The organism is Oscillibacter valericigenes (assembly GCF_021531435.1).
Lineage (GTDB): Bacteria > Bacillota > Clostridia > Oscillospirales > Oscillospiraceae > Oscillibacter > Oscillibacter valericigenes_B.
The window spans coordinates 1-23,926 of record NZ_JAFBIS010000028.1; the positions used below are offsets into that span (position 1 = coordinate 1).

Consider the following 23,926-nt stretch of genomic DNA (forward strand, 5'->3'; position numbering starts at 1 on the left):
GATGATGTAATTCCTCGGATGCTTCCGTGCCTCTGAGGTTGTCGTCGACGAACCATGAATCCCCCGGCTTTAGCCGTGGAGAGCGTCAATCTGCTTTGCAATGAGCAGCCTCTGCCGGAAGCATACTGGGATCATGCGTTGCAGAACTCCAGAAACTATAAGGGTATGAGGGAGTGCCACATCGAGCCGGACTGGTTGCTGGTTTACAAGATTCTGAAGGAGAAACTGATTTTGAGTTTGATCCGGACAGGTACACACAGTGATTTGTTTTAGAAAAAAGAAGATACATTGTCAAAAAGCGGCGAGCCTTTCGAGACTCGCCGCTTTTCATTGTATTGCGAGACCATCCCAAATTTTGTGTAAACCTCCGATGTGGTGTAGAATAGAAGCACCACATCGGAGGTTTTACATATGACCAGAAAGAATCGTACCCCAGAAGAAAACGCCCGGCGGGAGAAAATCCGCGAACTGCTGCAGATGGCAAACATCGGCAGCATGGATGACATTCAGAGCCTGTTTAAGGAGGCAATCTCAGAATTCATGGAGAATGGCCTGGAAGCAGAGCTGGATGATGAACTGGGCTATAGCAAGTATGACTACAAGAATAAGGACACAGATAACAGCCGCAACGGGCACAGTCATAAAACACTGCGGACCAGCTTTGGAGATGTAGCGGTATCGGTGCCTCGAGACCGAAAAGGCGAGTTTGAGCCTCAGGTGCTGAAGAAAAACCAAACCAGCATCAGTCAGGACATCGAGGAAAAGATCTTGTCCATGTATGCAAAAGGAATGACCACAGGTGATATTGAAGCGCATATTCAGGATATCTACGGCGTAGAAGTCTCAGATACAACTGTAAGCCGCATTACGGATAAGATCCTTCCCATCGCAAAAGAATGGCAGCAGCGGCCTTTGGAAAGCGTATACGCAGTGGTTTTCCTGGATGCCATCCACTATCATGTTCGCAGTGAGGGGCAAATCGTCAAAAAGGCCGTATACATAGCCATTGGTATCAATCTGGACGGCAAAAAAGATGTTTTGGGCATGTGGGTCGGTGAAAATGAGAGTGCCAAATTCTGGGCAACGGTGCTCAACGGCTTGAGGAACCGGGGCGTAGAAGATATTTTCATTGCCTGTACGGATAATCTGACCGGATTTTCCGCTGCGATTGAAGCAGTGTTTCCAAATACAGAGATTCAGAACTGTATCATTCACCAGCTTCGGAATTCCAGCAAATATGTATCCTACAAGGACTTGAAAGCACTCATGGCCGATTTGAAGGCTGTTTACGCTGCGGTAGATGAGCCTACCGCTTTGGACGCACTGGACACCTTCGCTGAGCGATGGGACAAGAAATACCCCAAAATTTCTCAGTCCTGGCGGGATAATTGGCCCAATCTGAGTACCTATTTCAAGTATCCCCAAGAGGTTCGTCGCTTGATATATACGACCAATGCAATTGAGGGATTCAACCGTCAGCTTCGGAAAGTAACCAAGGCAAAATCCGTGTTCCCCACCGATGACAGCCTGTTGAAAATGCTGTATCTGGCCATGATCGATATCACAAAGAAATGGACTGGCCGGAGACAGGACTGGAGCATGATTCATGCTCAGCTGGCAGTATTCTTTGCTGATCGCATGCCGGAATAACCTGCTGCATACCGGCATGTCAAGGGTCAAGATGAACGGGGGCTGGCGCCCCCGCCCTTGACATGCCCACTATCCACTGCTATTTTGAAAACAAGGCGGCAGCAGCTTGCGCCACTTCCGCCTTGAATAAATTTTGCTCTATTTGCACCGCATTTCGGTGTTTACACAGAATTTGGGACAGACCCAAAGCAGAGGATGTAAACCGCTGCAACCAATCTTACGATAGCTTCCTTCAGTTGCACAACAAAGAAGTGCAACGACTTTCCTCTTTGATTACACCCAGCAGCATGGGCATTAAACATATCGCATAATTCTCGAACACCACAAGGCAAAGGCTCCCGCCTACTGCGGCGCTAATGAGTGAGTCGTCACCATTGCCGCTACAAGATTCCATAGGATTTTAGGTTCCCAGTGATAGCCTATTGATAGGCTTCATATGGCACCTACTACGTACTCTGGAATCCCACTGCGTAAGCGGTGGGAGGAGTCAAAAATAGAACATTAGTTCTATTATAATAAAGGGGAGTATGTCACCTGAGAAAGAAGCGTTTGCATAAAGAGAGGAGGGGAGCCGACATGAAAAAGGTATATGTCCGGGTCACATCCGACTTTGACGCCACAGGCTACATGCAGCCAAAGAGTATTGTCTGGACCAATGGTAAGGTATTTCCCATCGAGAGCATCCGGGACTTCCGGCCCGCCGAATCCGTTGGGAACTTCCGCAGTGACTGCTACACAGTGGTTGCTGGCGGGCAGGAGCGGCACCTCTTCTTTGAGAAGGTGGATCCGCTGTTCACCGGCCGGATCGGGCGCTGGTACGTTGAAGTTCCAAGCTGATAGGAAGGAAAAAGCATGGAAGGTCACGATACAGAACATAAGTCCCGTGCCTACTGCTGCGTGGACCTCAAGTCCTATTATGCCTCGTGTGAAACTATTGATCGGCGGCTTGATCCTCTGACCACCAACCTGGTGGTGGCGGATGCCAGCCGGACAGATTCCACCATCTGCCTGGCGGTGTCGCCCTCTCTGAAAGCCCTTGGTATCCCCGGTCGCCCGCGGCTGTTTGAGGTCAAGCAGAAGGTGGAACAGATCAACGCCGAGAGACTTCGGACGGCAGTCCGCTGCGGGAAAGCCGGCACGAAGGACGGGAAGCCCTGCCTGATCGGTGAATCCTTTAACGCCGACGCGCTGGCGGCAGACCCTGCTCTGGCACTGTCCTTCATCACGGCCACGCCCAGAATGGCCAGATACATGGAAGTGTCGTCAAAAATATACGCTATCTATCTGCGGTTCCTATCCGAAAAGGACATCCATGTCTACTCCATCGATGAGATTTTCGCGGATTTGACTCCTTATCTGGAGACTTACCATATGACCGCACGGGAACTGGTGAAAACCATGATCCGGGAGGTGCTTTACGAGACGGGTATCACAGCGACTGCCGGTATCGGCACCAATCTCTATCTCTGCAAGGTGGCGCTGGATATCTCTGCCAAGCAGGTGCTTGCCGACGCGGACGGCGTCCGCATTGCGGAGCTGGACGAAACATCCTTCCGGTACCTGCTGTGGGATCACAGGCCCCTGACGGACTTTTGGCGCATCGGCCCGGGCACTGCCGCACGGCTGGAGCGTCACAACATCCGCACCATGGGCGAGCTGGCCCGGGCCTCCTTTTCCGAGGAAGAGTGGCTCTACAAGACCTTCGGCGTTGACGCGGAAATCCTGATCGACCACGCATTTGGGATCGAGCCATGCACTATCCAGCACATCAAGGAGTACCGTCCGGAGTTCAACAGCATCTGTGAAGGGCAGGTGCTTCCGTGTCCTTACTCTTACGAGAAAGCACGGATCATCGTCCGGGAGATGGTGGATTCGCTGGTGTTTCAGCTGGTGGAGCGGAAAGCAGTGACGGATTCCCTGACCCTGACCATCAGCTATGACCGGGAGTCAGTGGATAACGGCAGTTACCGCGGCGAAATCTATATCGACCACTACGACCGCAAGATCCCGGTAGGCGCACATGGCACAGTAAAGCTGGATGCGCCCTCTAACCTGAGCAGTCAGCTTATGGCGGCCGTCATGGAGCTGTTCGAGCGCATTACAGACAAGCGTCTCACCGTGCGCCGGGTGATGCTAAACGCCAACCGCATTTTCCCGGATACCGGCGTCGTCCAGATGGACTTATTTACGGATACCGCAAAATTGGAGAAGGAGAAGAGACTGCAGGAGACGATGCTGGCCATCAAAAAGAAGTACAGCAAGAACGCCATACTGAAAGGCGTGAACTTTGAAGAAGGTGCTACCATGAGGGAGCGCAACAACCAAATCGGCGGACACAAAAAATGAGTACAGGGGTGCACGATCGTGAATTATATGGATTCCAAAGAAGCGCGGGAGACAGCGCGGAAATATGCGGACATCATCCACGCCGCACGCCCGGCAGGTGAGGAATCCTTACTGAAGCATCCCCGTATGCCGCTGGAGAACCGGGCGAAAATCTTTTCCCCCTTTGCCGCGCTTCGCGGATATGAACAGGAAATTGCCCGGGAAGGATGGAAAATGCGACGCGTGGAGCGCCCAAGCCCATCGGAGGGGGAAATTGAGAAGCTGTCCGCCAAGCTGGCCCAGGTTCTGAAAGGCATGGAAGTCTGTGTCATGTATTTTCAGGAAGACACCACAGACCTGTCTGGCAGGCATATGGGATGCTGTTGCGAGACCAGCGGCAGGGTAGAGACCATTGACCCCGTTGGGCAAACGATTCGGGTCAACGGGAAAGTAATTCCATTTGCGGATATACAGGACATCATGGGAGATCTGATCAAATAAATCTCCTGCAATGCAAAATCAACGCATGAAGCCGCAAGATAATGGATAACATCAATATGAGTATGCCGGTTGACAAAAATAATAATCATAAAAATTGACATTCTTGCATATATTGTTTATTATAATATATATTAAAACGGAGGCGATTATATGAGCAAAAAAGCGGCAGTGATTATGCCGAAAACCAAAGAAGTGCTGGAGCAGATGGGCAAACAGATCCAGCTTGCACGACTGCGCCGAAAACTGTCTTCGCAGCTCGTGGCAGAACGGGCCGGGATCAGCCGCCAGACATTGACTGCTATCGAAAAGGGTGCTCCCTCCGTTTCCATCGGTTCCTATGCGGCGGTTTTGCACGCGCTCAATAATCTGGATACCGATCTGCTGCTGATTGCAAAGGATGATGAGCTTGGCAGAAAAATGCAGGATCTGGCCTTGACCACTCGGAGACGAGCTCCCAAGAAAGGTGATCGATAATGGCACAAGACGAAAAGACCATTTATGTATATGAAAACTGGCGTGAAGAAACACCTTCTCTTTTTGGCACACTACACGTCGATTTTATCCGTGGCCAGGAGACCTTCTCTTTTGAGTATGACCCGCAGTGGCTGACAGAGTGCGAAGGGGCCTGTTCCCTGGACCCAGACCTGTCGCTGTATAGTGGCCGACAGTATACTCCGCTGGGCAAGAACCTGTTCGGCCTGTTTGCGGACTCCTGTCCGGACCGCTGGGGACGCCTTCTGATGAAGCGGAAAGAGGCTATCGATGCACGGAAGGAAGATCGTAAGCCCAGAAAACTCACGGAGAGTGACTTTCTTCTGGGTGTATATGATGAGTCCAGGATGGGCGCACTGCGTTTCAGCCTGGAGCAGGGGGGAGAATTCCTGTCCAACGATAAAGCATTTGCGACCCCGCCTTGGGTGAGCCTGCGAACCCTGGAAAACGCATCCTTTGCATTTGAAAATGATGACAGCGGCCTGGAAGAAAAATGGCTGCGGGAATTGTTGGCTCCTGGTTCATCGCTGGGCGGTGCCCGTCCCAAGGCCACTGTCCAGGCAACGGATGGTTCTCTTTGGATTGCCAAGTTTCCCTCTAAGCATGATGAATACAACAGCGGCGCCTGGGAGAAGGTCGTACATGACCTGGCCCGAATGTGCGGGCTGAATGTGCCTGAATCGAAATTGGAGACATTCTCGAAAAACGGAAGCACATTTCTGGTTAAGCGCTTTGACCGCGCTGGTAAGCAGCGTATCCACTTCGCCTCGGCTATGACGTTGCTGGGTAAGACAGACGGAGCCTCTGCGGCAGATGGGGCCAGCTACTTGGATCTGGCAGCATTCATTCGAGCAAATGGTGCAGAACCCAAGCAGGATCTGGCGGAGCTGTGGAAACGAATCGTGTTCAGTATGGCGGTCTCCAACACAGATGACCACCTGCGCAACCATGGATTTATTCTGACAAGCACTGGCTGGCGGCTTGCTCCTCTGTTCGATGTGAACCCGGTACCCTTCGGCGACAGACTTTCTCTGAATGTAAGCGAATACGACAACACAATCGATTTGCATCTGGCGCTGGAGGTTGCGGAATACTTTGGCTTGGAAGATAAGGATGCCGGGAAAGCTGCCGCTGAGATCTGCGACACGGTACAGGCAAACTGGGATCGGTTGGCAGAGCATTACAGACTCGGCCGGGAAGCCATTGAGTACATGCGCCCAGCGTTCTCTTTGGAACGGTGACTTTGGCTGGGACATCCAACTGGAAAACAGGGTTATTCTGGAGAACTATCCGGGGGATGACGGCCCCGCGGAGGTATGGGTGCGTTGTCAGCATAGGGAACAAGAAACGGAATACAACGGGATGTCCTGTGCCAACAATTTTCCTGCGAGCTGCAATATAACTGGCGAAAGGAGACCGGCAAGCTGCTGAGGGAGGCCCCGAACTCCGGCAGGTGCGCCATCCCGGAGGAGAAATAGGCCCGGAAACAAGGAAAAGCGCCTCGTTCGAGGCGCTTTTTTGCACTGGTGCTGGAGGTGCCCGCCGCAAGCCCTATCCGTAAGGAGTGGGAGAAATCATTTCAAATTTCTGTGTCTCTTTTTGACTGCTTGCAGAGCGGATTTGGAGACGATCCTGAGTTTGTAAGAGTAGGTACATTACCGGGACTGAATTTGCTGTTGCAAATAACACGAAAAACATTTGTTCGATTTTTCCTTGACTTTCCCAGCTAAGTATGATATAATAACCACAAGTAAAAAAAGTAGCAGCGTATGAGAGCGGCAACTCCCATACGCCTATGCAGGTGTCTGTACCACCACACATAATAGCCAAACGGCTACACTACGGGTGTATTATACCATCCTCCAGCTTGAAAAATCAAGATGGGGTTACTTGGTATATTCCTGGAAAATGGAGCTGCAAGGGCGCTGTGTTGGGATAACCTGCACAGCGCTTTTTTGCTGCCATTTTCGAAAGGAGGAACACCCGTGAACGAGAAAAGCCATGCTCCGCCTGTTTTCTGAGAGACCGCGCATCCATACCTGTTCAAACAATATCTGAAAATGACGGAGGTTCTTTATTATGGCTGAACAGAAGACATTTGCTCCCGAGCGGGCCGTCCTGTGGACGATCCTGAACGCCAGTCATATTGGACTGGACAAGATTCTGGAAGAATTCCTGGATAACGCCGTTTCCGCCCACGCCCACGAGATTCGGATCGACCTGATCCAGAACACTAAGCGCGGCTTCATCATGACGGTGGAGGACGACGGCGACGGTATCGCCGAGGAGGCCCTGTCCTGGGTCTTCAGTGTGGGACACCAGCCCGGGAAGAGCGTGGCCGGGGATCACAACCAGTTTGGCATTGGCCTGAAATCCGCTCTGGCCAGCTGCGATTACCACAACGACACCTGGGCGGTGTACAGCCGCGTGACGGCCTGCCCCGGACGGTATGTCCGGGTGAAGGCGCCCTACCGGGAGGAGGAGATCGACTACGCCGTCTGCCGGACGGAGGAGGAGTCCTGGCCCGGAGAGCTGTCGTCCGGGACGGGCACGCTGATTTCCGTGCCTGTTACCAAAACACTGTTCAAAAGCCTTGACCCGAAGTGGGTGAAGACGGACGAGGAGTGCATGGATACCCTGGCGGAGGAATTGGCGGTGACCTATGGGCCGCTGCTGAAGGATGTGCGCATGACTCTGCACTGGAAGTTCCTGAGCGGCAAAGAGGATTCCCGTACCATTCAGCCCATCCAGCCCAACTGGAAGCAGATCGTGCTCAGAAAGGAGGGTGAGGAGCTGAATCTGGGGCAGGGGAAGCTTATGGCGGACTATGCCATGGGAGCTGTTTCGCCGCATCCGGACACCCAGAAGTATTATAAGTGCAACATCACGTCCTCCGGTCTCATGGTCTACCTGAACGGGCGGCTCATTCAGGCGAATCTGTTCAAGGAGGTCTGGAACCAGCCTCACCCCACGTATAACCCGTTTCTGCTGCAGGTGAATCTGCGGATGGTAGACGGCAACCGGGAGGCTCTGCCCAATCCCACGCCGGACAAGGACTATATGGTTCTGGGCGACCCCCGCTTCATCCAGCTACTCTCCTGGGTGCGGAAGCTGTGCCCGGATCCGAAGGTGTGCCTGCCGAAGACGCAGAAGGAGAGCGCGGAGCTGGCCATGTGCCGCCAGATGGCGGAGCATCTGAAGGCGTCCGGCGCCGCCAGCGTTGCAAATCTGGAGATGCCCCTGCCGCTGGTGAATAAGAAGGCTGTCCGCACCGATCTCTATACCCGTCTGCCGGACGGCAGGGCGGTCTTGTACGAGACGAAGGCCCAGGCCAGCAAGGTGCTGGACCTGGCCCAGCTGGCGATGTACGGCCTGGTCGCCGCTGAGGACGGACTGGATCTGGATGAACTGGTGCTGGTGGCAAAGAGCCACGGGAACAACGTGCAGGGTTTCGCCCAGATGCTGAGCCGCCGCTGGTTCCGTGATCTGCCTGTGCCCACGATCCGCCTGCTGACGTGGGAAGAGGTGCAGAACGGGGCGTGCTGACGAGCGCGAGCAACAAACGACAGGAAGGGGGCGTGGATTTGGACAATCATCAGATCGGGGGACGTATCCGCACTATCCGACTGAAAAACGGCATGACTCAGGAGCAGCTGGCTGAGGCAGCGAACTTGTCAGTGCCCTACATCAGCCATATTGAACGGGGGTTCAAGCGGCCCAGTCTGGAGACGCTGGTGCGTGTGGCCGGGGCGCTGCATGTTACGGCGGACTGCCTGCTCAGCGGGCTCCAGCCCGCGGATCGGAACGCTTTCCTGAAGGACATCGAGGAGCTGCTGGATGACTGCTCCCTGCGGGAACGGCGGGTGCTGCTGGAGGTGGCGTCGGCACTGAAGCGGGTCCTGCGGGAGACGGCGTAGACGGAAAACACAGAAACTGACAAGATTTTCCAAACTGAGATGGAATCCCCGGGACTGGCGGCTTTTACGCCGGTCCCGGGGATTTCTGCGATGATCACACAGGTGCTTTTCCAACATGGGAAGAAAACGTTTGTGCGCTATATCAATGTAATACTTATTGCAGATAAGGAAAAACGTGCTATAATTTGTCATATAAATGCAGCCTAAAACGGATGGCGGGAACACAGGACCTGCCAGGTTGGGAGAAATGGTCTGATTGCAGCAGACACTGTACGATTATTGCAAAGAGCATGGCGGCGGGGAACTGCTGAATCAATGGCACCCTATGAAAAACGGCACATTAACGCCGGGGGACGTGCCCTTGGTAGCCACAAGAAGGGCCCGGATGGGCACATCTGGAGAGCGGTGGTCTACTCCCGGTCAGGACAGGGAAAATGCGGCTGTCCGGTGTGCGCCGGCAGGACGAAGGAGCGCTGCACGGAACGGTATGCGGCGATACAAAGGGATCAACGGAAGGAGACTTCCTGAAATCTGAATATACATTATATATAAAGGAGAGAACAACTACCCGCGGTGAAGTGTTGAAGGCCCTGTACATTGCGGCCGGTTCTCCCGCTTGGAAGATACCAGCATCCTGAACAGCTTTAACGATGCCTCCAGCATCCCTGCCGACATGGCGGATATCGTGGCCTGGGCTGCCCAGAACGGCATCCTGAAGGGCACTGATGCCGGCAACGCTGACCTGGGCGTCAACGTCACCCGCGGTCAGGCTTGTGCTCTGGCTGGCCGTGCCATGGGCACGCTGGCGTAAAAATCTGAACGCGAAAAAGCACTATCCCGCGGACTTCCGCCCCCGGCAATACGCCGGGGGCGGATTTTTTGCTGTACGAAGCGCCCAACGGTTGAAAAGCTGAGTTTTCTTTCGCTCTTGCTATTGCCTTTATAGTACCTGTACCGACGGTAAAAAATATGGCATACTGTCTCGGGGAGAGTCGAGAAGTCTCGACATTCCTCAAGACTTTCCTATATGGGATACACTTTAAAGCGTGAACGATGTAAAGCATCTAAAATGTACCCCATGTGAATTACCCCGCCTGACATCCGTCTGCGGCCGTCTTTTCAGGTGGGGTAATTCACATGATGGATTCATCCAGAAAAAAGTCAAGAATCCCGATATTCAGTACGCCGTTTTCATCATACCTGCGTTTGCGGATGTCATGCCTTACAATGATTTTGAGGAACGAGTCGCCAGTAAGGGAGAACGGCTTGTTTTCGGCCTCTGCATCTCCTTCGGTTCCAAGGGCATATGCAGATTGAACGTCCGTACCACTATCTGCTCTGGGCCTTACGGAGTGCTCCCACCCTAAACCAGACAGATTCGATGTGGACGAAATAACTCACGTCCGCCAACGCACCGGACGAGTGCAAGATACCGACAGATTGAAGAACGCTGGCCCAGCAGGATTGCTGAGCCAGCGTTTTTATGCGCCGGGAGATTTGACGATTAAGAAACTTTTTGGGTACGCTGCCAAAATCCGTGTTTTTTCTTTCAAGGTTTGAAGTATCATAAAAATGCCTTCTGGAAGGGCATCCTGTCGGATTCGCAGAAAAACATTCCTTATAAGTATATTCACCAGCATTTCTCCATACATTTGTATTTCAGGTGATCCTTCCGAGCACGCTCACGATAAGTGTGGGATTTCTTCCTTCATGCGTGATGGTAGAGAACATCCGGAAGCTTCTTGGATTTTTTCCTGATATTCCTTCGCATCTCATACGATTATCTTATTGATCTTGCCGAGAATTTCCAGTGCCAGCCGCTTGCGAAAGAACACCATCAAAGATAGGGCAGCTTTTCACCATTACAGCCGGGATAGCCTCAGAAGTACTGCGGGTATGGTTTTTCTGGATATGCAATATCCATATTCTGCCTGGATGATGTAGGCACCCAAAGACAGGCGCAGCGGTTTAACAACATTGCCCTTGCAATCGGAAAACAGAGCAGCGTACTGTTTCTCAACTTTCTAACGCGGAATTGCTCGGCCTTTCTTTACCCCCGGTTGCTCTCTTTCAGGTTTATGTCAATTGGCTGCTTGAAATCTGCCAGGCTGATCTGCCCATTGCGGTAGCAATATATAGCTGCCCTCTAAGTGCGTAAATTTACAGCGCCTTTTATAAGATTTACGGATGAAAAAACCACGGGAATAGGAGAAACAGATATGACGGATCAGGAACTGAAAAAACTGCGCCGCAGCGATTTACTGGAACTGCTGATTGCACAGGAGAAGGAAAACGAACAGCTGCGCAGCCAAATCGCTCAGCTGAAGCAACGCCTGGAGGATCGGACCATTGCACTGGAACAGGCTGGGTCCATCGCCGAGGCTTCTTTGCAGATCAATGGCGTGTTCCAGGCAGCCCAGGATGCGGCGGCGCAGTATCTGGAGAATATTCAGCGCCTCAGTGGGCAGCAGGAAAAGAGTTGCCGCAGGATGGAGGAGGAGACCAGCAAGACCACCGATCAGGGGATGACGGAGACTCAGGAAACTTGCTGCCCCATGGAAAAAAGTCCCCAAGAGTACCAGGAGCAGCTTCCCGCTGCACACGAGGAGACGGATCGGTGCCCGACCATGGACCAGCAGCGGATAGTGGTGTCCTGCACTGCCCATGAGAAGCTGCGGAAAATCCTGGGAAACAGGGGCGGAAAGGGCGTTGAAGTATGACGCATAGTAAGCGCCCCCTTCCGGCGGAGCGCCCCACCGTCAATCAACTGGAGGCAGAGCTGGCGCGGGAGAAATACCGCCGCCGTTACGGCCGGGTCATGCGGAGTACCATCTATACTCTGATTATCGTGGCTGCTGTGGTGGTGCTGGTGGCTACCCTGTGGCTGCCAGTGCTGCAGATCTACGGCTCCTCCATGACCCCGACTCTGGAGGAGGGGGAAATCGTGGTTTCCGTGAAGGGTTCTGATTTTTGCCAGGGTGATATGATTGCCTTCTATTATAATAATAAAATCTTGGTGAAACGGGTCATCGCAGAATCCGGCCAGTGGGTGGACATCAGCGAGGATGGTACCGTCTATGTGGATGGAGAGCCGTTAGATGAGACCTATCTGACGGAGAAGGCTTTTGGCGACTGCGATATCAAGCTGCCTTATCAGGTGCCTGACGGCCGCTACTTTGTGATGGGAGACCACCGTTCCAGCTCTGTAGATAGCCGCCATTCGGCGGTGGGCTGCGTGGCTGATGAGCAGATTTTAGGAAAAATCGTGTTCCGGGTCTGGCCCCTGAACACGCTGGGCGGACTGAACTGAGCCGCCGCAATATCAGAATTTGCTGACCGCCATGGACACGGCGGCCGGAAACATGGGGCACTTTGTGCTAAGTCCCATTTTGCTAATAGAACACAGCGGTTCTTGCATATTACATGGTTTCGGTGAACTTTTCGGAGAAGGGAGAGACTGGTATGAAAAACAGCTTGCTTCAGCGGGCAGCACAATTTTACCAGAACCGGCGACAGAAGCAACTGTGGCACCGGGTGGTCAGTGGTATGGCCTGCGTAGTGGTATTCTGCACGGCCTATGCTCTGATCCTGCCGGCTATCACGCTGGAGAAGGACAATCCACAATTGGAGGCGGAGGAAACAAGTGCTGTTTTGGGTGATGCATTGACACTGCATGTGATTGCCCAACCGGACAGTGATGCGGAATCAACGGTGTTTTATCTGGCTGTCAGGCAGGACAACGCAGGACTTTACGAAAAAGCGCTCAGCGAGGCATTTGATCAGGAGAATACCGCGTACATCAAAGACGACAACAGAGAGGAAATTGCACTGCACCGAGAATACAACGCAGATGGAACCGTAGGCTATTGGTTTAGCTTGCCCACTTCGGAGGAAACCACAACCCTGACCCTGCCCTGGGTCAATGGTGTCGGACAAATGGTTCCGATGGAGATTGAGGAAGAACTGCCGGAGGAGATACCGGCGGTGCCGGGCGAAGCGCCTGAGACCCAGGGAGGCACCCCGGAACTGCCGGAGGAGAAACCGGCGGTGCCGGGCGAAACTCCTGAGACACAGGGAGATACCCCGGAACTGCCGGAGGAGAAACCGGCGGCGCCGGATGAAGCTCCTGAGGCCGAAGGAGGCACCTCGGAACTGCCGGAGGAGAAACCGGCGGCGCCGGATGAAGCTCCTGAGACCGAAGGAGGCACCTCGGAACTGCCGGAGGAGACACCGGCGGCGCCGGATGAAACTTCTGCGACCGAAGGAGATACCCCGAAACTCCCGGATGAGACTCCGACAGACCAGGACGAAACTATTGTGACGCCAGAAGAGCCGCAGTCTGCTGACGAGGGAAGCGCGGCACCGACGGAAACCACGGATGATGGCTCCGCTTTGGAAGAAACTAAGCCCTCTGAGGAGGAAGACTCCGGAAGCATGGATGAGCAAGGCACTACGGAACCCGCAGAGAGTGATTCAGACTCAGGGAACAGTGAAGAGGAAACGCTGGAATCGACGCTGATCCACTTCTCCGGCGGAGCTGAATCTGACGAGGACGGCACGTCTTATTATGAAGAGGACACTGAGGATGTTTTCTTTGTCTTTGAAGAAGGTGATCTGGACGCAGAAGGCAGCGTTATCATCACCGCCGGCAGCGGCGAAACGCTGGAAAAGGCCAGACAGGCAGCCGCACGCAATGACGAAGGGATGATCACGTTATCCTGGCTGTTGCAGCTCCCGGAGGAAGTAAAATCGAATGAGCCAGTGTATATCTGCGGCAAAGAAGAGCATTGCCACGATGAGAACTGCTATGACGCAGAAGGCAATCTGATCTGCGGCATGGAGGAGCATGTCCATACGGATGCGTGTTGCGCTGTGGAAATGGAAAATGGACACGGTGCCTTATACGGCAGTCTTTCGGCATTGCCTGACGAGGCGGTGCTCATACCTGCCGAACAGGAGGAATACGAAGGGGCCGTCCCCACTTATCTCTTCCGCTATGATGACGGCACCGTCAAAATGACAATTCAGTTAACAGGAGAGACGTCAGTCGCTGAGACCGGGACAGACGCGGAGACGGATGAGACGCTTTTGACCGAAGAACCCACATCCGAGGAGGCGGCGGAAGCCAATCCGGTCAGAGACACCGATGGAACCGGAGAACTGGTATTGGCCGTCATCCCCCAAGAGGAGGACAGTCAGGCTTACTGCGACGCCTTGGAGTACGCGGCCATCCATTCCGACGAGGAGGAACTCTACAGCGTTCTGGCGTATGAGTTCTGCTTCTTCCAGGACGGTATGGAGTTGGATGTGAGCGGCTGTGAAGTCACCGTGGAGCTGAGTCCAAAGGAAGCAACAGTAGAGGCCTCTATCAGCCAGGAAGAGGAACCGGCACTGGAAGAGGCTCCGGCGGTCATGAGTGCAAGGATGATGGCTGTGATTCCAGAGACCGAGGCGGTGGATGCGCCTGCTGCCATCCAGACTGTTGAGGAGCAGGACGAGGCGGAGCGGACCGTGGAGGAACGGATGGCAGAAACGGCAATCCGTATTTCCGTTCTGCAGGATACGGACGGCGAGGTCACGGAGACGGACAGTGCGCTGGTGGCCGCGGATGAAGCCGCTGGAACGGTGGTGCGGTTTACGCTGCAGTCAAGCCGAATGGCTGTGACGCTGTCCCGGACGGCGAACCCCCATTTCGCGGTGCAGTATTACGCTTATATTCCCCGTGTCCGCTGGAAGAATGAAAATGCGGGAGCGCTGAGCATTATTGATACGGACAGTGGCGGCAAGAATGGCGGCGGTAAACTGCCCAAAAACGGTGAGACTCTGTCAATGAAATACCTGGCCATGGAGAACAACCGCGTTGCCATGGATAATGTTCTGACGGAAGTATACCAGCAGCGGACCTGCGAATATATCTCTGCTCCCAATCTGACTTATTTCAACAGCCTGTATGAGAACGGCAATTATAGCCTCAAAGAGGTCTGGGTACTGAAAACGGGCGAAGACCCGGCTAGCACAGATCAGACGGACTGGGAGGTTTATGAACCTACGATTCACTTCACGAATCGGTCTGAATCCGTAAATGGAACCACCATTCTCATCGCCGAGGACACTGTGATCCGGTTGGTATATGCCATCACGGAAAGCGAGTATCAAAATGATGTCAATTTTTACGACTACGATATTACCAACGGCAAGATCTTCAGCACGGAGGAGGATGCCAAAAATCAGACAAATGCGCTGAGCACGATCAACTCCGGCGGCACCTACTATGTCAAGACGGACAACAGTACCGGGTCTGACCAGCAGGGGATCAACTCACCGGGAAATCATTCCGGTTCCGGAACCAAGCTGGCTTTCGGTAATAACAATACCCGTGTGGCCCTGGGCGTCATGAAATGGGGAGAGAACGAACCGAATAAGTTCAATGAAATCAACCGAAACACTGGAGGTGGCGGCTGTACATTTGGCTTGGCCTCCGGCATGGATGGGGACGGCAATGTCCGGTTTTCCAATGGCATTCAGGCACCGGCTCTGTTCGGCACCGGCACCGCAGCCGGAAAGACGGCGCATCTCGGCTACGGGATGAATTTCCAGCGGCAGGGGGACACCTATACGCTGGAAAGAGTTACCAATAGGTCGGGAGCCGCCGTCACAGGAGAACTGAATACGTTCAGTGAGACGCCCTACTGGGATCAGAGGAACTATCCCGGGCGAATGGTTTACGCCAACGAGTTCTGGCCCCTGGACAGCGCCTATGATTACCACAACGGCTATGTGCAGGGCCACGATCCCAAAACAGGTCCGGATAAAAGCGGGGACGGCACCCATATTTACGCCGTCGGAAGCGGCGGAACGGAACACTACCCCGCCAGTGACAACGGGGTGCCCCACAACAATTACTTCGGTATGAACCTCGCCGTTCAGTTCAAATTGGTGGAGGATTATGTGGGGCCGTTGGAGTACCTGTTCTTCGGCGACGATGACATGTGGGTATTCCTGGATGGCAGGCTCATCTGCGACATCGGCGGCGTTCATTCCTCTGTCGGCGAGTACGTTAACCTGTGGGACTATATTGAAAAAGGAACTGCCGGGACCCATACGCTCAGCTTTTTCTATACGGAGCGGGGCGCTTCCGGTTCCTCCTGCTATATGCAGTTTACCCTGCCCTCCGTTTCCTCCGTTACCCCGGAACAAAACACCGGGGAGCTGCGGGTGGAAAAGAAGGTCGTGGGTCCTTATGAGGGCGTCGATTATGAATACAGTTTTGATATTCGTCTCACGGACTCGAATGGCAATTCTCTGCCCGATGATTATTCTTACTCCAAGTATGATGCGCATGGAAACTATCTGCTGTCTGATGTAATCATTTTCGATGGAGGCAGTTTCACCTTGAAGAACGGAGAGTACATTATTATAAAGTACCTCCCTTATAACACAAAATACACGATCACAGAGGTGGAGAGCCCAGAAACTTGTCAGACTACGGTCCAGGTCAATGCCGGCAGGGCCGAAGAGAGCCGTACGGCAGAGGGCAGCATCCCGAGTAGTGGAGCCCGGCAGAATGTACTCTATACCAATACCACGATGTATGAGCTGCCGCAGACCGGCGGCACGGGTACACTCTGGTATACCCTGGGAGGGCTTTGCCTGACGGCAGGTGCGCTGCTCCTGCTGCATCGCAGCAAGACCCGTGGGAAAGGAGGTAGGGCGAATTCCTGCTGAATTTTCCTGCAAAGACCGCCTAAGAGACATTTGAAAGGAGAACAGTCCATGAAGCACATGAAAAAACTGGCCAGCGTTCTGCTGACCCTGGTCATGGCCCTGGTTTTGACCGTCCCTGCCTTTGCTGCCCAGGAGGGTACGCTGACCGGCGGATCCATCACCATCAACGACGCCGTACCTGAGCAGATCTACAATGCGTATCAGCTTCTGTACCTGGAAAGCTACAACAAGGATGCCGGCGCATATGCCTACAAAGCCAACAGCGCTTGGGAGAACTGGCTGAAAACCCAGACTTCCTATGTCAGCTTTGACACCCAGGGCTATGTGACCTGGGTGGAGGGTGCCGACGCTGCGGCATTTGCCGAGCTGGCTCAGGCCGAGGCTGTTAAAATGACGGCCGATGCCACCGCTACCGCCTCTGCCGCTGCTGAGGGGTCAACCTACTCCACTGTAAAGTTTAAGAACCTCAAGCTGGGCTACTACCTGGTGGATACAACCCTGGGCACCCTGTGCTCTCTGGACACCACCAATCCTGATGCCGTGGTAGAGGAGAAGAACGAGGCTCCTACGAACGTCAAGACCGTGGAGGAGGATTCCACCGGCAATTACGGTAAGAAGAACGACGCCGACATCGGTCAGACCGTGAACTTCAAGAGCACGATCACCGCCCAGGCTGGCGCGGAAAACTATGTGTTCCACGACACCATGTCAGCGGGTTTGACGTACACTGGTGTTACTGGAATTACTCTGAACAGCTCCGCCGTGGACGTATCCAATTACACCGTTACTGCACCTGCTGCTGATGGAGACACTTTTGACGTGACCTTCACTCAGGCTTTCTGCGACACGCTGAAAGCCAATGACCAAATCGTGATCTCCTACACTGCCACCCTGAATGAAAACGCTGTCATCGCCGGTGAGGGAAACCCCAACACCAGCAAGGTCAGCTACGGTGACAGCAGCAACACCAAGTATACCCCCGACAGTCAGACCAAGACCTACACCTGGGACGTGGATGTGTTCAAGTACACCAGGGAAGGCGAAACGGAGAAGGCACTGGCTGGCGCCACATTTACCCTGAGCAAGAACACCGACGACGAGTTAACCCCCATCGCGCTGGTTTCTGAGGGCAACAACGTATACCGCGTGGCCATGACTGGTGAGAACAGTACCGTCACCGAGATTACCACCGACGCCACGGGTAAGTTCACTATTCAGGGCCTGGACGCTGATACTTACTACCTGGATGAGACCAAGGCTCCTGATGGCTACAATATACTTGCTAGTCCCATTACCATCGTGATTGGTGACAATGGTGTGGTCAATGGAACTGCCGAAACACCGCAGGGCGTGGACGAAGTCAAGGTCCTGAACCAGACCGGTTCTGTGCTGCCCTCCACCGGCGGCATAGGCACCACCATCTTTTATGTCCTGGGCACCATCCTGGTTCTGGGTGCCGGCGTCCTGCTGGTCACCAGGAAGCGCATGAGCGCTGAGAAGTAACACTTTACATCTGAACCGCACCGCTGCCCCCCGGGAGGCTTTTGCCGCCCGGGGAGGCAGCAGCAAGGAGAACCCTGTGATGAAAAAGCGCCTGTCGACCGTCATCTTAATACTGGTCTTCCTGACAGGGCTCTCCCTGCTGCTGTATCCCACTGTCAGCGACTACTGGAATTCCTTCCACCAGTCCCGAGCCATCGCCTCATACGATAGTGAGGTGGCTGCGTTAGACAATACCGATTACGAGACGCTGTGGACGGCTGCCCAGGACTACAACCGGCGGCTGGCCCGGCAGGAGAATCCGCTGGTCCAGTCTGAGGAGGACCTGGCAGAGTATGAGGATTTGCTGAACCTGGACGGCACCGGCGCCATGGGCTACATCGAGATCCCGGAGCTGAAGGTCTCCCTGCCCATCTACCACGGCGTGGACGAGGGCGTTTTACAGGTCGCCGTGGGCCACATTCCCGGAACCTCTCTGCCCACCGGAGGGGAGGGGACCCACTGCGTTCTCTCCGGCCACCGGGGCCTGCCCTCCGCCAAGCTGTTCACCAACCTGGACCAACTGTGTGAGGGGGATACCTTTCTGCTTCGGGTCCTGGACGAGACGCTGACCTATGAGGTGGACCAGATCCTTATCGTGGAACCCCATGAGGTGGAGCCCCTGGCCATCGACCCCGGCCAGGACTATTGCACCTTGGTCACCTGCACACCCTACGGCATCAACACCCACCGGCTGCTGGTCCGGGGGCATCGCATTGAAAATCAGGCGGGAGCCAGCTCCGCCCGGGTCACGGCGGACGCCATGCAGATCGAACCGGCTGTCGTTGCACCGATGGTGGCGGCACCTATCCTGCTGCTTCTCATGCTCTGGATACTGCTGAGGAAACCGAGGAAGGAAAAACGGTAAGAGGCTATCCTGATATTGATAGGAGGAAATCCTCAGTCAAATGCTCACGACTGAAGTTGCGAGCTTGTAACTACCCGGAAGTGCGAACGACGCAGGGGCTCCTTCCTTGAGTTGGTGTTACATCGGGGTGATTGACTGCACCCTTTGCGATGGGGTTTACCCCGCCGCAACTGTACTCCAAAGGTACTCGATTCCCTTCCTGTACAGGTTCATTGCTCCGATTCTGTCATCATTAGACTGGTAGCCGCACTTCCTGCAGGTAAAGATATGCGTCTTCTTATTCCGGTTCAGCTTGTGGATATGCCCGCATTTCGGGCATCTCTGGCTGGTATACTTCGGATCCACAAGGATCACGGCAGAGTGGTTCCTGCGCGCCTTGTACCGGAGTTTTTCCTGCAGGTCGTAGAAACTCCAGCTGACCGTTTCATAACGATGCTTCAGTGCGACTTTTTCGGTCGCCTGGCGTATTCCGGTCAGATCCTCCAGCACAAAAAGGCTCCCGGAGGGATTTTGAGCAGTGAGTGCCTTCGATACCTGATGGTTTACATCAGACATCCAACGGTGTTCTCTCTGCCCAATCTTTTTGAGCCTGCGCCGGGCGGATGGCGTCCGCTTCTTCTGGAGACTTTTCCGGGTCTTCTTATACTGCGCCCTCTTTTGTTTTATGTGCCGGCCATGGAAGAACTTCGTCTTTCCCTGACTGTCATAAGAAACGGCGAGAAAGTTGATGCCAAGGTCAACGCCAACGATGTTGGAGATGCCGGCATCAGAGACTTCGGGAATGTCCTTCGTCATAGGAATATGGAAAAACCATTTCCCGTGCTTTGTAACCAGTTTTGCTGTCCCAAATTTCCAGGATCCATCAAAGTAGGACTCCATACCCTGAGAGAAAAACGGGAACTTCACACGCCCTTCAAGGGTGTTGACCGAAAAAACTTCAGCTTTAAGTGAGTAATCACGGTTCCAGACGAGATCCAGTTCTGCATGTTTGAACTCCGGCCTGATCCATTCGTGTTGATTCTCAAGGATGGCTTTATACCTGGCAACTACAGTCCTCAGAACAGACTGTGCCATCTGGGACCTGAGTCCATACTTCTCCCGAAGAGAACAGTAAAGCGCCTGGTTCAACATGGCAACGTTCAAAATGTGGGTGCTGGAAATATAGTCCGACACCTCATTGCAGGCATCCATGTATGCTTTTCGGGTCTTCAATAGAAGAGATTGCTGCTCCTCGTTTGGAAGTATCCTGACCTTCGCAGTGAGCGTTAGATTCACTATTTCACCACCTTTCATACTATTATCATTCTACCACAAAGCAAAGGAGGAATCAAACAAATGTTTCATAATAAGAGCGATAATGGCAAAAACAATCGGCGCATTTCCTCCCACGACTCAAGTCACGGGTCTCCATGCGCTATATTAATGAAATGGTACAGAGTTTTGGCCTGCGCAGTTCTGGCCTGCCTGCTGCTGCCTGCGGCGGCACTGGCCCGGGGGCTGATCGACACCGGCAAGCCGGTATCCTTGACGATCCAATACCCCTGCCAGGACGCTGCCTTCCAAATTTATCGGGTGGCGGAGGTGTCCTCCTACGGGGAATACACCCTGACCGGCGATTTCAAGGGTTATTCCGTGTCGCTGGATCAGCCGGATCAGGCGGGCTGGCGGGCGCTGGCGGCCACCCTGGAGGGCTATGCGGCCCGGGACGGCTTACAGGCCTTGGCCGAAGGAAAGACGGACGCAAATGGACGGGTGACATTCACCCGTCTGGAGCCGGGCATGTACCTGGTCACCGGAGAGAAGCATACTACCGGCAGGATCACCTATACACCGGAGCCGTTCTTGGTCAGCCTGCCTGGACTGGATGAGAAGGACAACTGGGTCTATGAGGTGACGGCCGACCCCAAGTACGAACAGGAAAATGAGGAGCATGACGGCGGAACCGTAACACGCAAGGTTCTGAAAGTCTGGGATGACGGCGGTGCGGAGAAACGGCCTGAAAGCGTCACCGTGCAGTTGCTGCGGAATGGAAACGTGTACGATACTGTTACTCTTAGTGAAGAGAATCGCTGGAGCCACACCTGGAGCGGCCTAGATAGGGACTACACCTGGCAGATAGTGGAGGCCGATGTTCCCGAGAGCTATACGGTGACCGTTACCCGGGAGGGGATCACTTTTGTAGTGACCAACACCCGGCAGGGGGATGTACCCGAAGAACCGACCCCTGAGCCCCCGAACCAGCCAAGTGGCCCGGATGAACCAGACGAAGGAAATCCCGATGGGCCGGAGCCGGGCCCGTCCCTGCCCCAGACGGGGACGCTTTGGTGGCTGGTGCCCCTGCTGGCCTGCGGCGGTATGGCGCTGTTTCTGGTGGGTTGGGACAGACGACGAAACGAGGAACGGAATGAAACGTAAGAGAAAGGGAACCAGGTTGATGTCTGGAGGGCTGCTGCTGATAGCAGCGGCCCTTTTACTTGCCTGCTTCAACCTGTGGGATGAGCAGCGGGCCGCGAATTCCGCCGGAGAGGCTCTACAGGAGCTGGAGGTCGTTTGTTCAGAGCAAGCGGAGACCACGGAACCGGGAGAACTTCCCGACTATCTCCTGGCCCCCGACCTGGAAATGCCTGCGGTGGAGGAGGACGGCGGCGACTATATCGGCGTACTGGAGCTGCCGCTCCTGGGACTGGAATTGCCAGTAATGGAGAGCTGGAGCTATCCCGATCTGCGGGTGGCTCCCTGCCGGTACAGCGGTTCTGCCTATCAGGATGACATGGTCGTAGCGGCCCACAACTACAAGTCCCACTTCGGCCGCCTGAAGGAGCTGCGGCCCGGAGACGAGGTGCGCTTCACCGACATGGAGGGAAATGTGTTCCGCTACGCCGTGGCGGAACTGGAGACCCTGGGCAAGTATGACGTGGAGAAGATGACTTCCGGCGACTGGGATTTGACCCTGTTTACCTGTACCTACGGCGGTAAGAGCCGAGTGACGGTGCGGTGCCAGCGAATGGTGTGAATTACCCGGCCTGACATCCGTCTGCGACGTCTTTTCAGACGGGGCTTCTGGACGCAGGGAGAAGGGCTTCTGATGGGTGTTACCCCACCAAAGCTATTCACGAAGCTCCTATCCCAGTGGGATTACTTTTTCAATGCTTTTGCCGCAAGACGGCGAGCCTTTGACTTGCTGGGTTTGGCATTGGCCTTCTGCTTTTTCTGGTTTTCTTTTCGGAAGTCATAATCCGGGTGCTTGATGACAGTGACGCTTGAAAAGTCCACAACACCGGTGAACAGCTCAGGTAATGCCTTCCGCCCGATATTGGCGCTGCCATTCAGGTCGGAATTCACCACGGAGCCATCTTTTGATGTGTAAAGGCCACGGAAGCCATCTTTTTTCCTAAACCCTTTATACTCGTACGGCTTTCGCTTACCAGAGAATACAGCATCGCCATCATTCTCACCGTAAACAGGAATATGGTCATTATCCAGATAAGACGCTTTCGAAGTGTATGACTCTTCCTGTTTTATCACTCGGATACCGTTCTGCGAGGCTTTCAATTCCAGCATCTGGATGATGCGGGCAAAGGGAAGCTGAACAAATTCCTGATTGTTTTTCTTTCCCATATCGGATTTCTTCTTCCAACCAGAGTTGTTTCCGACAACAATGGTGTCGATGCCATTCTCCATGCACCAGTCAACAATGCGTTTGCAGAGCTTTCTGGAGAAATCTGTGACCTGGTTTTCTCGCTTGACGCAAACGGCCTGTGATTCCGGTGTCGGCTGAAACTTATCTGTGGTGCCAATGATCTGTTTGCTTGCAATATTCGCCATGCGCCTGTTGTACCATTGGTTTTGGGATTTCAGAACTCTGCCCTTGAACAAGAGGCATGGTAAGCCGACATTGTTCGTAATAGCTGCAAGGTTCTCTACGCCAAAATCAATCGCACAGATGCGCTCAGGTTGCTCCTTCATAACAGGCCCCGGCTTCCCATCATCGAACGTGAGGTAAACAATAAAAATGTTGTGGTAAGGCTTTGCTTTGACTTCTTTAAGGCGTCCATCAACAGGACACTTTCCCATGTTCAGCCGCTCTTTTGTGCCGGGGAACTTCATGTAGGCAGCATCGTCATTGGAATATACAACACAGTCCTGGTTTGTAAAAGTGATGGTGGAAAGACCACCCTTTCTATGATAACCGGGGATATTAGGCTTCCCCATGAATGCAGAAGGGTTTTGCTTATACGCATTCAACGATGCAAAGAAGCCCTTGACGTCTCTTGCGACCTGCTTCAATACATGCTGCGCAGTTTGTTTCGACAAAGATTACTTCAAAAGAATGGGCTGTGTGCTCACCGAAATGAACACACAGCCGGATCATATCCATATTCTCTTTGAAGCACCACCGCAAATCAATCTTGCGAACTTCGTTAATGCTTTCAAGGCGGCTTCCTCCAGAATGGTTCGTTCGAACTTCCCAGAGGAAGTAAGCAGGTTTTATTGGAAGCCCTACTTTTGGAGCCTTTCCTATTTCATCGCCACGGTGAGCGACCGGTCAGCGGAAGCTGTTAAAAAATACATTCAAAACCAGGGGGCGGAGGAGTGATGGGCATTCACCTCCGTCTGAATTAAAAATTCAGACGGAGTACTCTGCCGTGTGGATAGAGGGCAAGAAAAGACGGAACAAAAATGTTCCGCCTTTTTTTGGCATAAAGAAAACCCCAGATTCTGGTTGACAGCTATTACCGAAAGCGGCGTAAAGCCCCTGCCTTTAGGCATGGGGATATAAGCCACCAGTGAAGTTTTCTCTTAAAAATAGAACATTTGTTTGGTTTTGTACTCTTAATATGGTATTATAATACTGGTGATAATTCATGGAACAAGGCTACAAATTCCGTATATATCCAACTCCTGCTCA

At 53.6% G+C, this 23,926-nt stretch carries 21 protein-coding genes; 19 read left to right on the forward strand and 2 right to left on the reverse strand.

Annotation, left to right across the window (positions count from 1 at the left end; translation table 11 throughout):
• Positions 1-54 precede the first annotated feature (54 nt).
• From JQM68_RS11825 to JQM68_RS11895, 15 genes are all read left to right on the forward strand, one after another.
• Entirely contained in the window at positions 55-273 is a 219-nt protein-coding gene (locus JQM68_RS11825) for a type II toxin-antitoxin system YafQ family toxin (RefSeq protein WP_235223210.1), read from the forward strand.
• 138 nt (positions 274-411) lie between these two features.
• Positions 412-1,650 carry an IS256 family transposase gene (locus JQM68_RS11830; protein ID WP_235223211.1) on the forward strand — a complete coding sequence of 413 codons (1,239 nt, stop codon included), beginning with the start codon at positions 412-414 and terminating at the stop codon, positions 1,648-1,650.
• Between the two features lie 576 nt (positions 1,651-2,226).
• On the forward strand, positions 2,227-2,487 hold the full coding sequence (locus tag JQM68_RS11835) for a PH domain-containing protein (protein ID WP_235223212.1): 261 nt from the start codon (positions 2,227-2,229) through the stop codon (positions 2,485-2,487).
• A 15-nt stretch (positions 2,488-2,502) separates the two neighbouring features.
• Positions 2,503-3,996: a Y-family DNA polymerase gene (locus tag JQM68_RS11840; protein WP_235223213.1), complete on the forward strand. Its 1,494-nt coding sequence runs from the start codon at positions 2,503-2,505 to the stop codon at positions 3,994-3,996.
• Positions 3,997-4,122: 126 nt separating this feature from the next.
• Entirely contained in the window at positions 4,123-4,476 is a 354-nt protein-coding gene (locus JQM68_RS11845; RefSeq protein WP_235223214.1) for a YolD-like family protein, read from the forward strand.
• 150 nt (positions 4,477-4,626) lie between these two features.
• Positions 4,627-4,950 (forward strand): helix-turn-helix transcriptional regulator, encoded by a 324-nt coding sequence (locus JQM68_RS11850; protein ID WP_235223215.1) that lies wholly within the window; start codon positions 4,627-4,629, stop codon positions 4,948-4,950.
• Positions 4,950-6,209: a type II toxin-antitoxin system HipA family toxin gene (locus JQM68_RS11855; RefSeq protein ID WP_235223216.1), complete on the forward strand. Its 1,260-nt coding sequence runs from the start codon at positions 4,950-4,952 to the stop codon at positions 6,207-6,209. Before JQM68_RS11850 ends, JQM68_RS11855 begins: the two co-directional genes overlap by 1 nt.
• Positions 6,210-7,047: 838 nt before the next feature.
• Positions 7,048-8,514 (forward strand): ATP-binding protein, encoded by a 1,467-nt coding sequence (locus tag JQM68_RS11860; protein WP_235223217.1) that lies wholly within the window; start codon positions 7,048-7,050, stop codon positions 8,512-8,514.
• A 38-nt stretch (positions 8,515-8,552) separates the two neighbouring features.
• Entirely contained in the window at positions 8,553-8,885 is a 333-nt protein-coding gene (locus tag JQM68_RS11865; protein WP_235223218.1) for a helix-turn-helix domain-containing protein, read from the forward strand.
• 616 nt (positions 8,886-9,501) lie between these two features.
• Positions 9,502-9,696: an S-layer homology domain-containing protein gene (locus JQM68_RS11870; protein ID WP_235223219.1), complete on the forward strand. Its 195-nt coding sequence runs from the start codon at positions 9,502-9,504 to the stop codon at positions 9,694-9,696.
• A 1,408-nt stretch (positions 9,697-11,104) separates the two neighbouring features.
• Complete coding sequence (locus JQM68_RS11875; protein WP_235223220.1) at positions 11,105-11,605, forward strand: ANTAR domain-containing protein; 501 nt, start codon at positions 11,105-11,107, stop codon at positions 11,603-11,605.
• Positions 11,602-12,195 (forward strand): signal peptidase I, encoded by a 594-nt coding sequence (gene lepB / locus JQM68_RS11880; protein WP_235223221.1) that lies wholly within the window; start codon positions 11,602-11,604, stop codon positions 12,193-12,195. The genes JQM68_RS11875 and lepB overlap by 4 nt, the downstream gene beginning before the upstream one ends.
• Positions 12,196-12,347: 152 nt before the next feature.
• A complete protein-coding gene (locus tag JQM68_RS11885) occupies positions 12,348-16,610 on the forward strand; it encodes a DUF7601 domain-containing protein (RefSeq protein ID WP_235223222.1) in 4,263 nt (1,420 codons plus the stop codon).
• A 48-nt stretch (positions 16,611-16,658) separates the two neighbouring features.
• Positions 16,659-18,113 carry a SpaH/EbpB family LPXTG-anchored major pilin gene (locus tag JQM68_RS11890; RefSeq protein WP_235223223.1) on the forward strand — a complete coding sequence of 485 codons (1,455 nt, stop codon included), beginning with the start codon at positions 16,659-16,661 and terminating at the stop codon, positions 18,111-18,113.
• A 79-nt stretch (positions 18,114-18,192) separates the two neighbouring features.
• Positions 18,193-19,017: a class C sortase gene (locus tag JQM68_RS11895; RefSeq protein ID WP_235223224.1), complete on the forward strand. Its 825-nt coding sequence runs from the start codon at positions 18,193-18,195 to the stop codon at positions 19,015-19,017.
• A 156-nt stretch (positions 19,018-19,173) separates the two neighbouring features.
• Here the strand turns inward: JQM68_RS11895 and JQM68_RS11900 are convergent, their stop codons facing one another.
• A complete protein-coding gene (locus JQM68_RS11900) occupies positions 19,174-20,310 on the reverse strand; it encodes an RNA-guided endonuclease InsQ/TnpB family protein (RefSeq protein WP_268821509.1) in 1,137 nt (378 codons plus the stop codon).
• A 129-nt stretch (positions 20,311-20,439) separates the two neighbouring features.
• Here JQM68_RS11900 and JQM68_RS11905 point away from each other — a divergent pair, with 129 nt between their 5' ends.
• Entirely contained in the window at positions 20,440-21,432 is a 993-nt protein-coding gene (locus JQM68_RS11905; protein ID WP_235223225.1) for a Cna B-type domain-containing protein, read from the forward strand.
• Positions 21,422-22,030 (forward strand): sortase, encoded by a 609-nt coding sequence (locus tag JQM68_RS11910; RefSeq protein ID WP_235223226.1) that lies wholly within the window; start codon positions 21,422-21,424, stop codon positions 22,028-22,030. The genes JQM68_RS11905 and JQM68_RS11910 overlap by 11 nt, the downstream gene beginning before the upstream one ends.
• A 122-nt stretch (positions 22,031-22,152) precedes the next feature.
• On the opposite strand, the gene JQM68_RS11915 is transcribed toward JQM68_RS11910, so the two are convergent.
• Entirely contained in the window at positions 22,153-23,331 is a 1,179-nt protein-coding gene (locus JQM68_RS11915; RefSeq protein WP_235223227.1) for an RNA-guided endonuclease InsQ/TnpB family protein, read from the reverse strand.
• Between JQM68_RS11915 and tnpA the strand changes: the two genes are divergently transcribed.
• Entirely contained in the window at positions 23,228-23,614 is a 387-nt protein-coding gene (tnpA, locus tag JQM68_RS11920) for an IS200/IS605 family transposase (protein WP_268821510.1), read from the forward strand. The genes JQM68_RS11915 and tnpA overlap by 104 nt on opposite strands.
• A gap of 268 nt (positions 23,615-23,882) precedes the next feature.
• A partial coding sequence (locus JQM68_RS13975) for a helix-turn-helix domain-containing protein (RefSeq protein WP_412758474.1) occupies positions 23,883-23,926 on the forward strand: 44 nt, incomplete at its 3' end.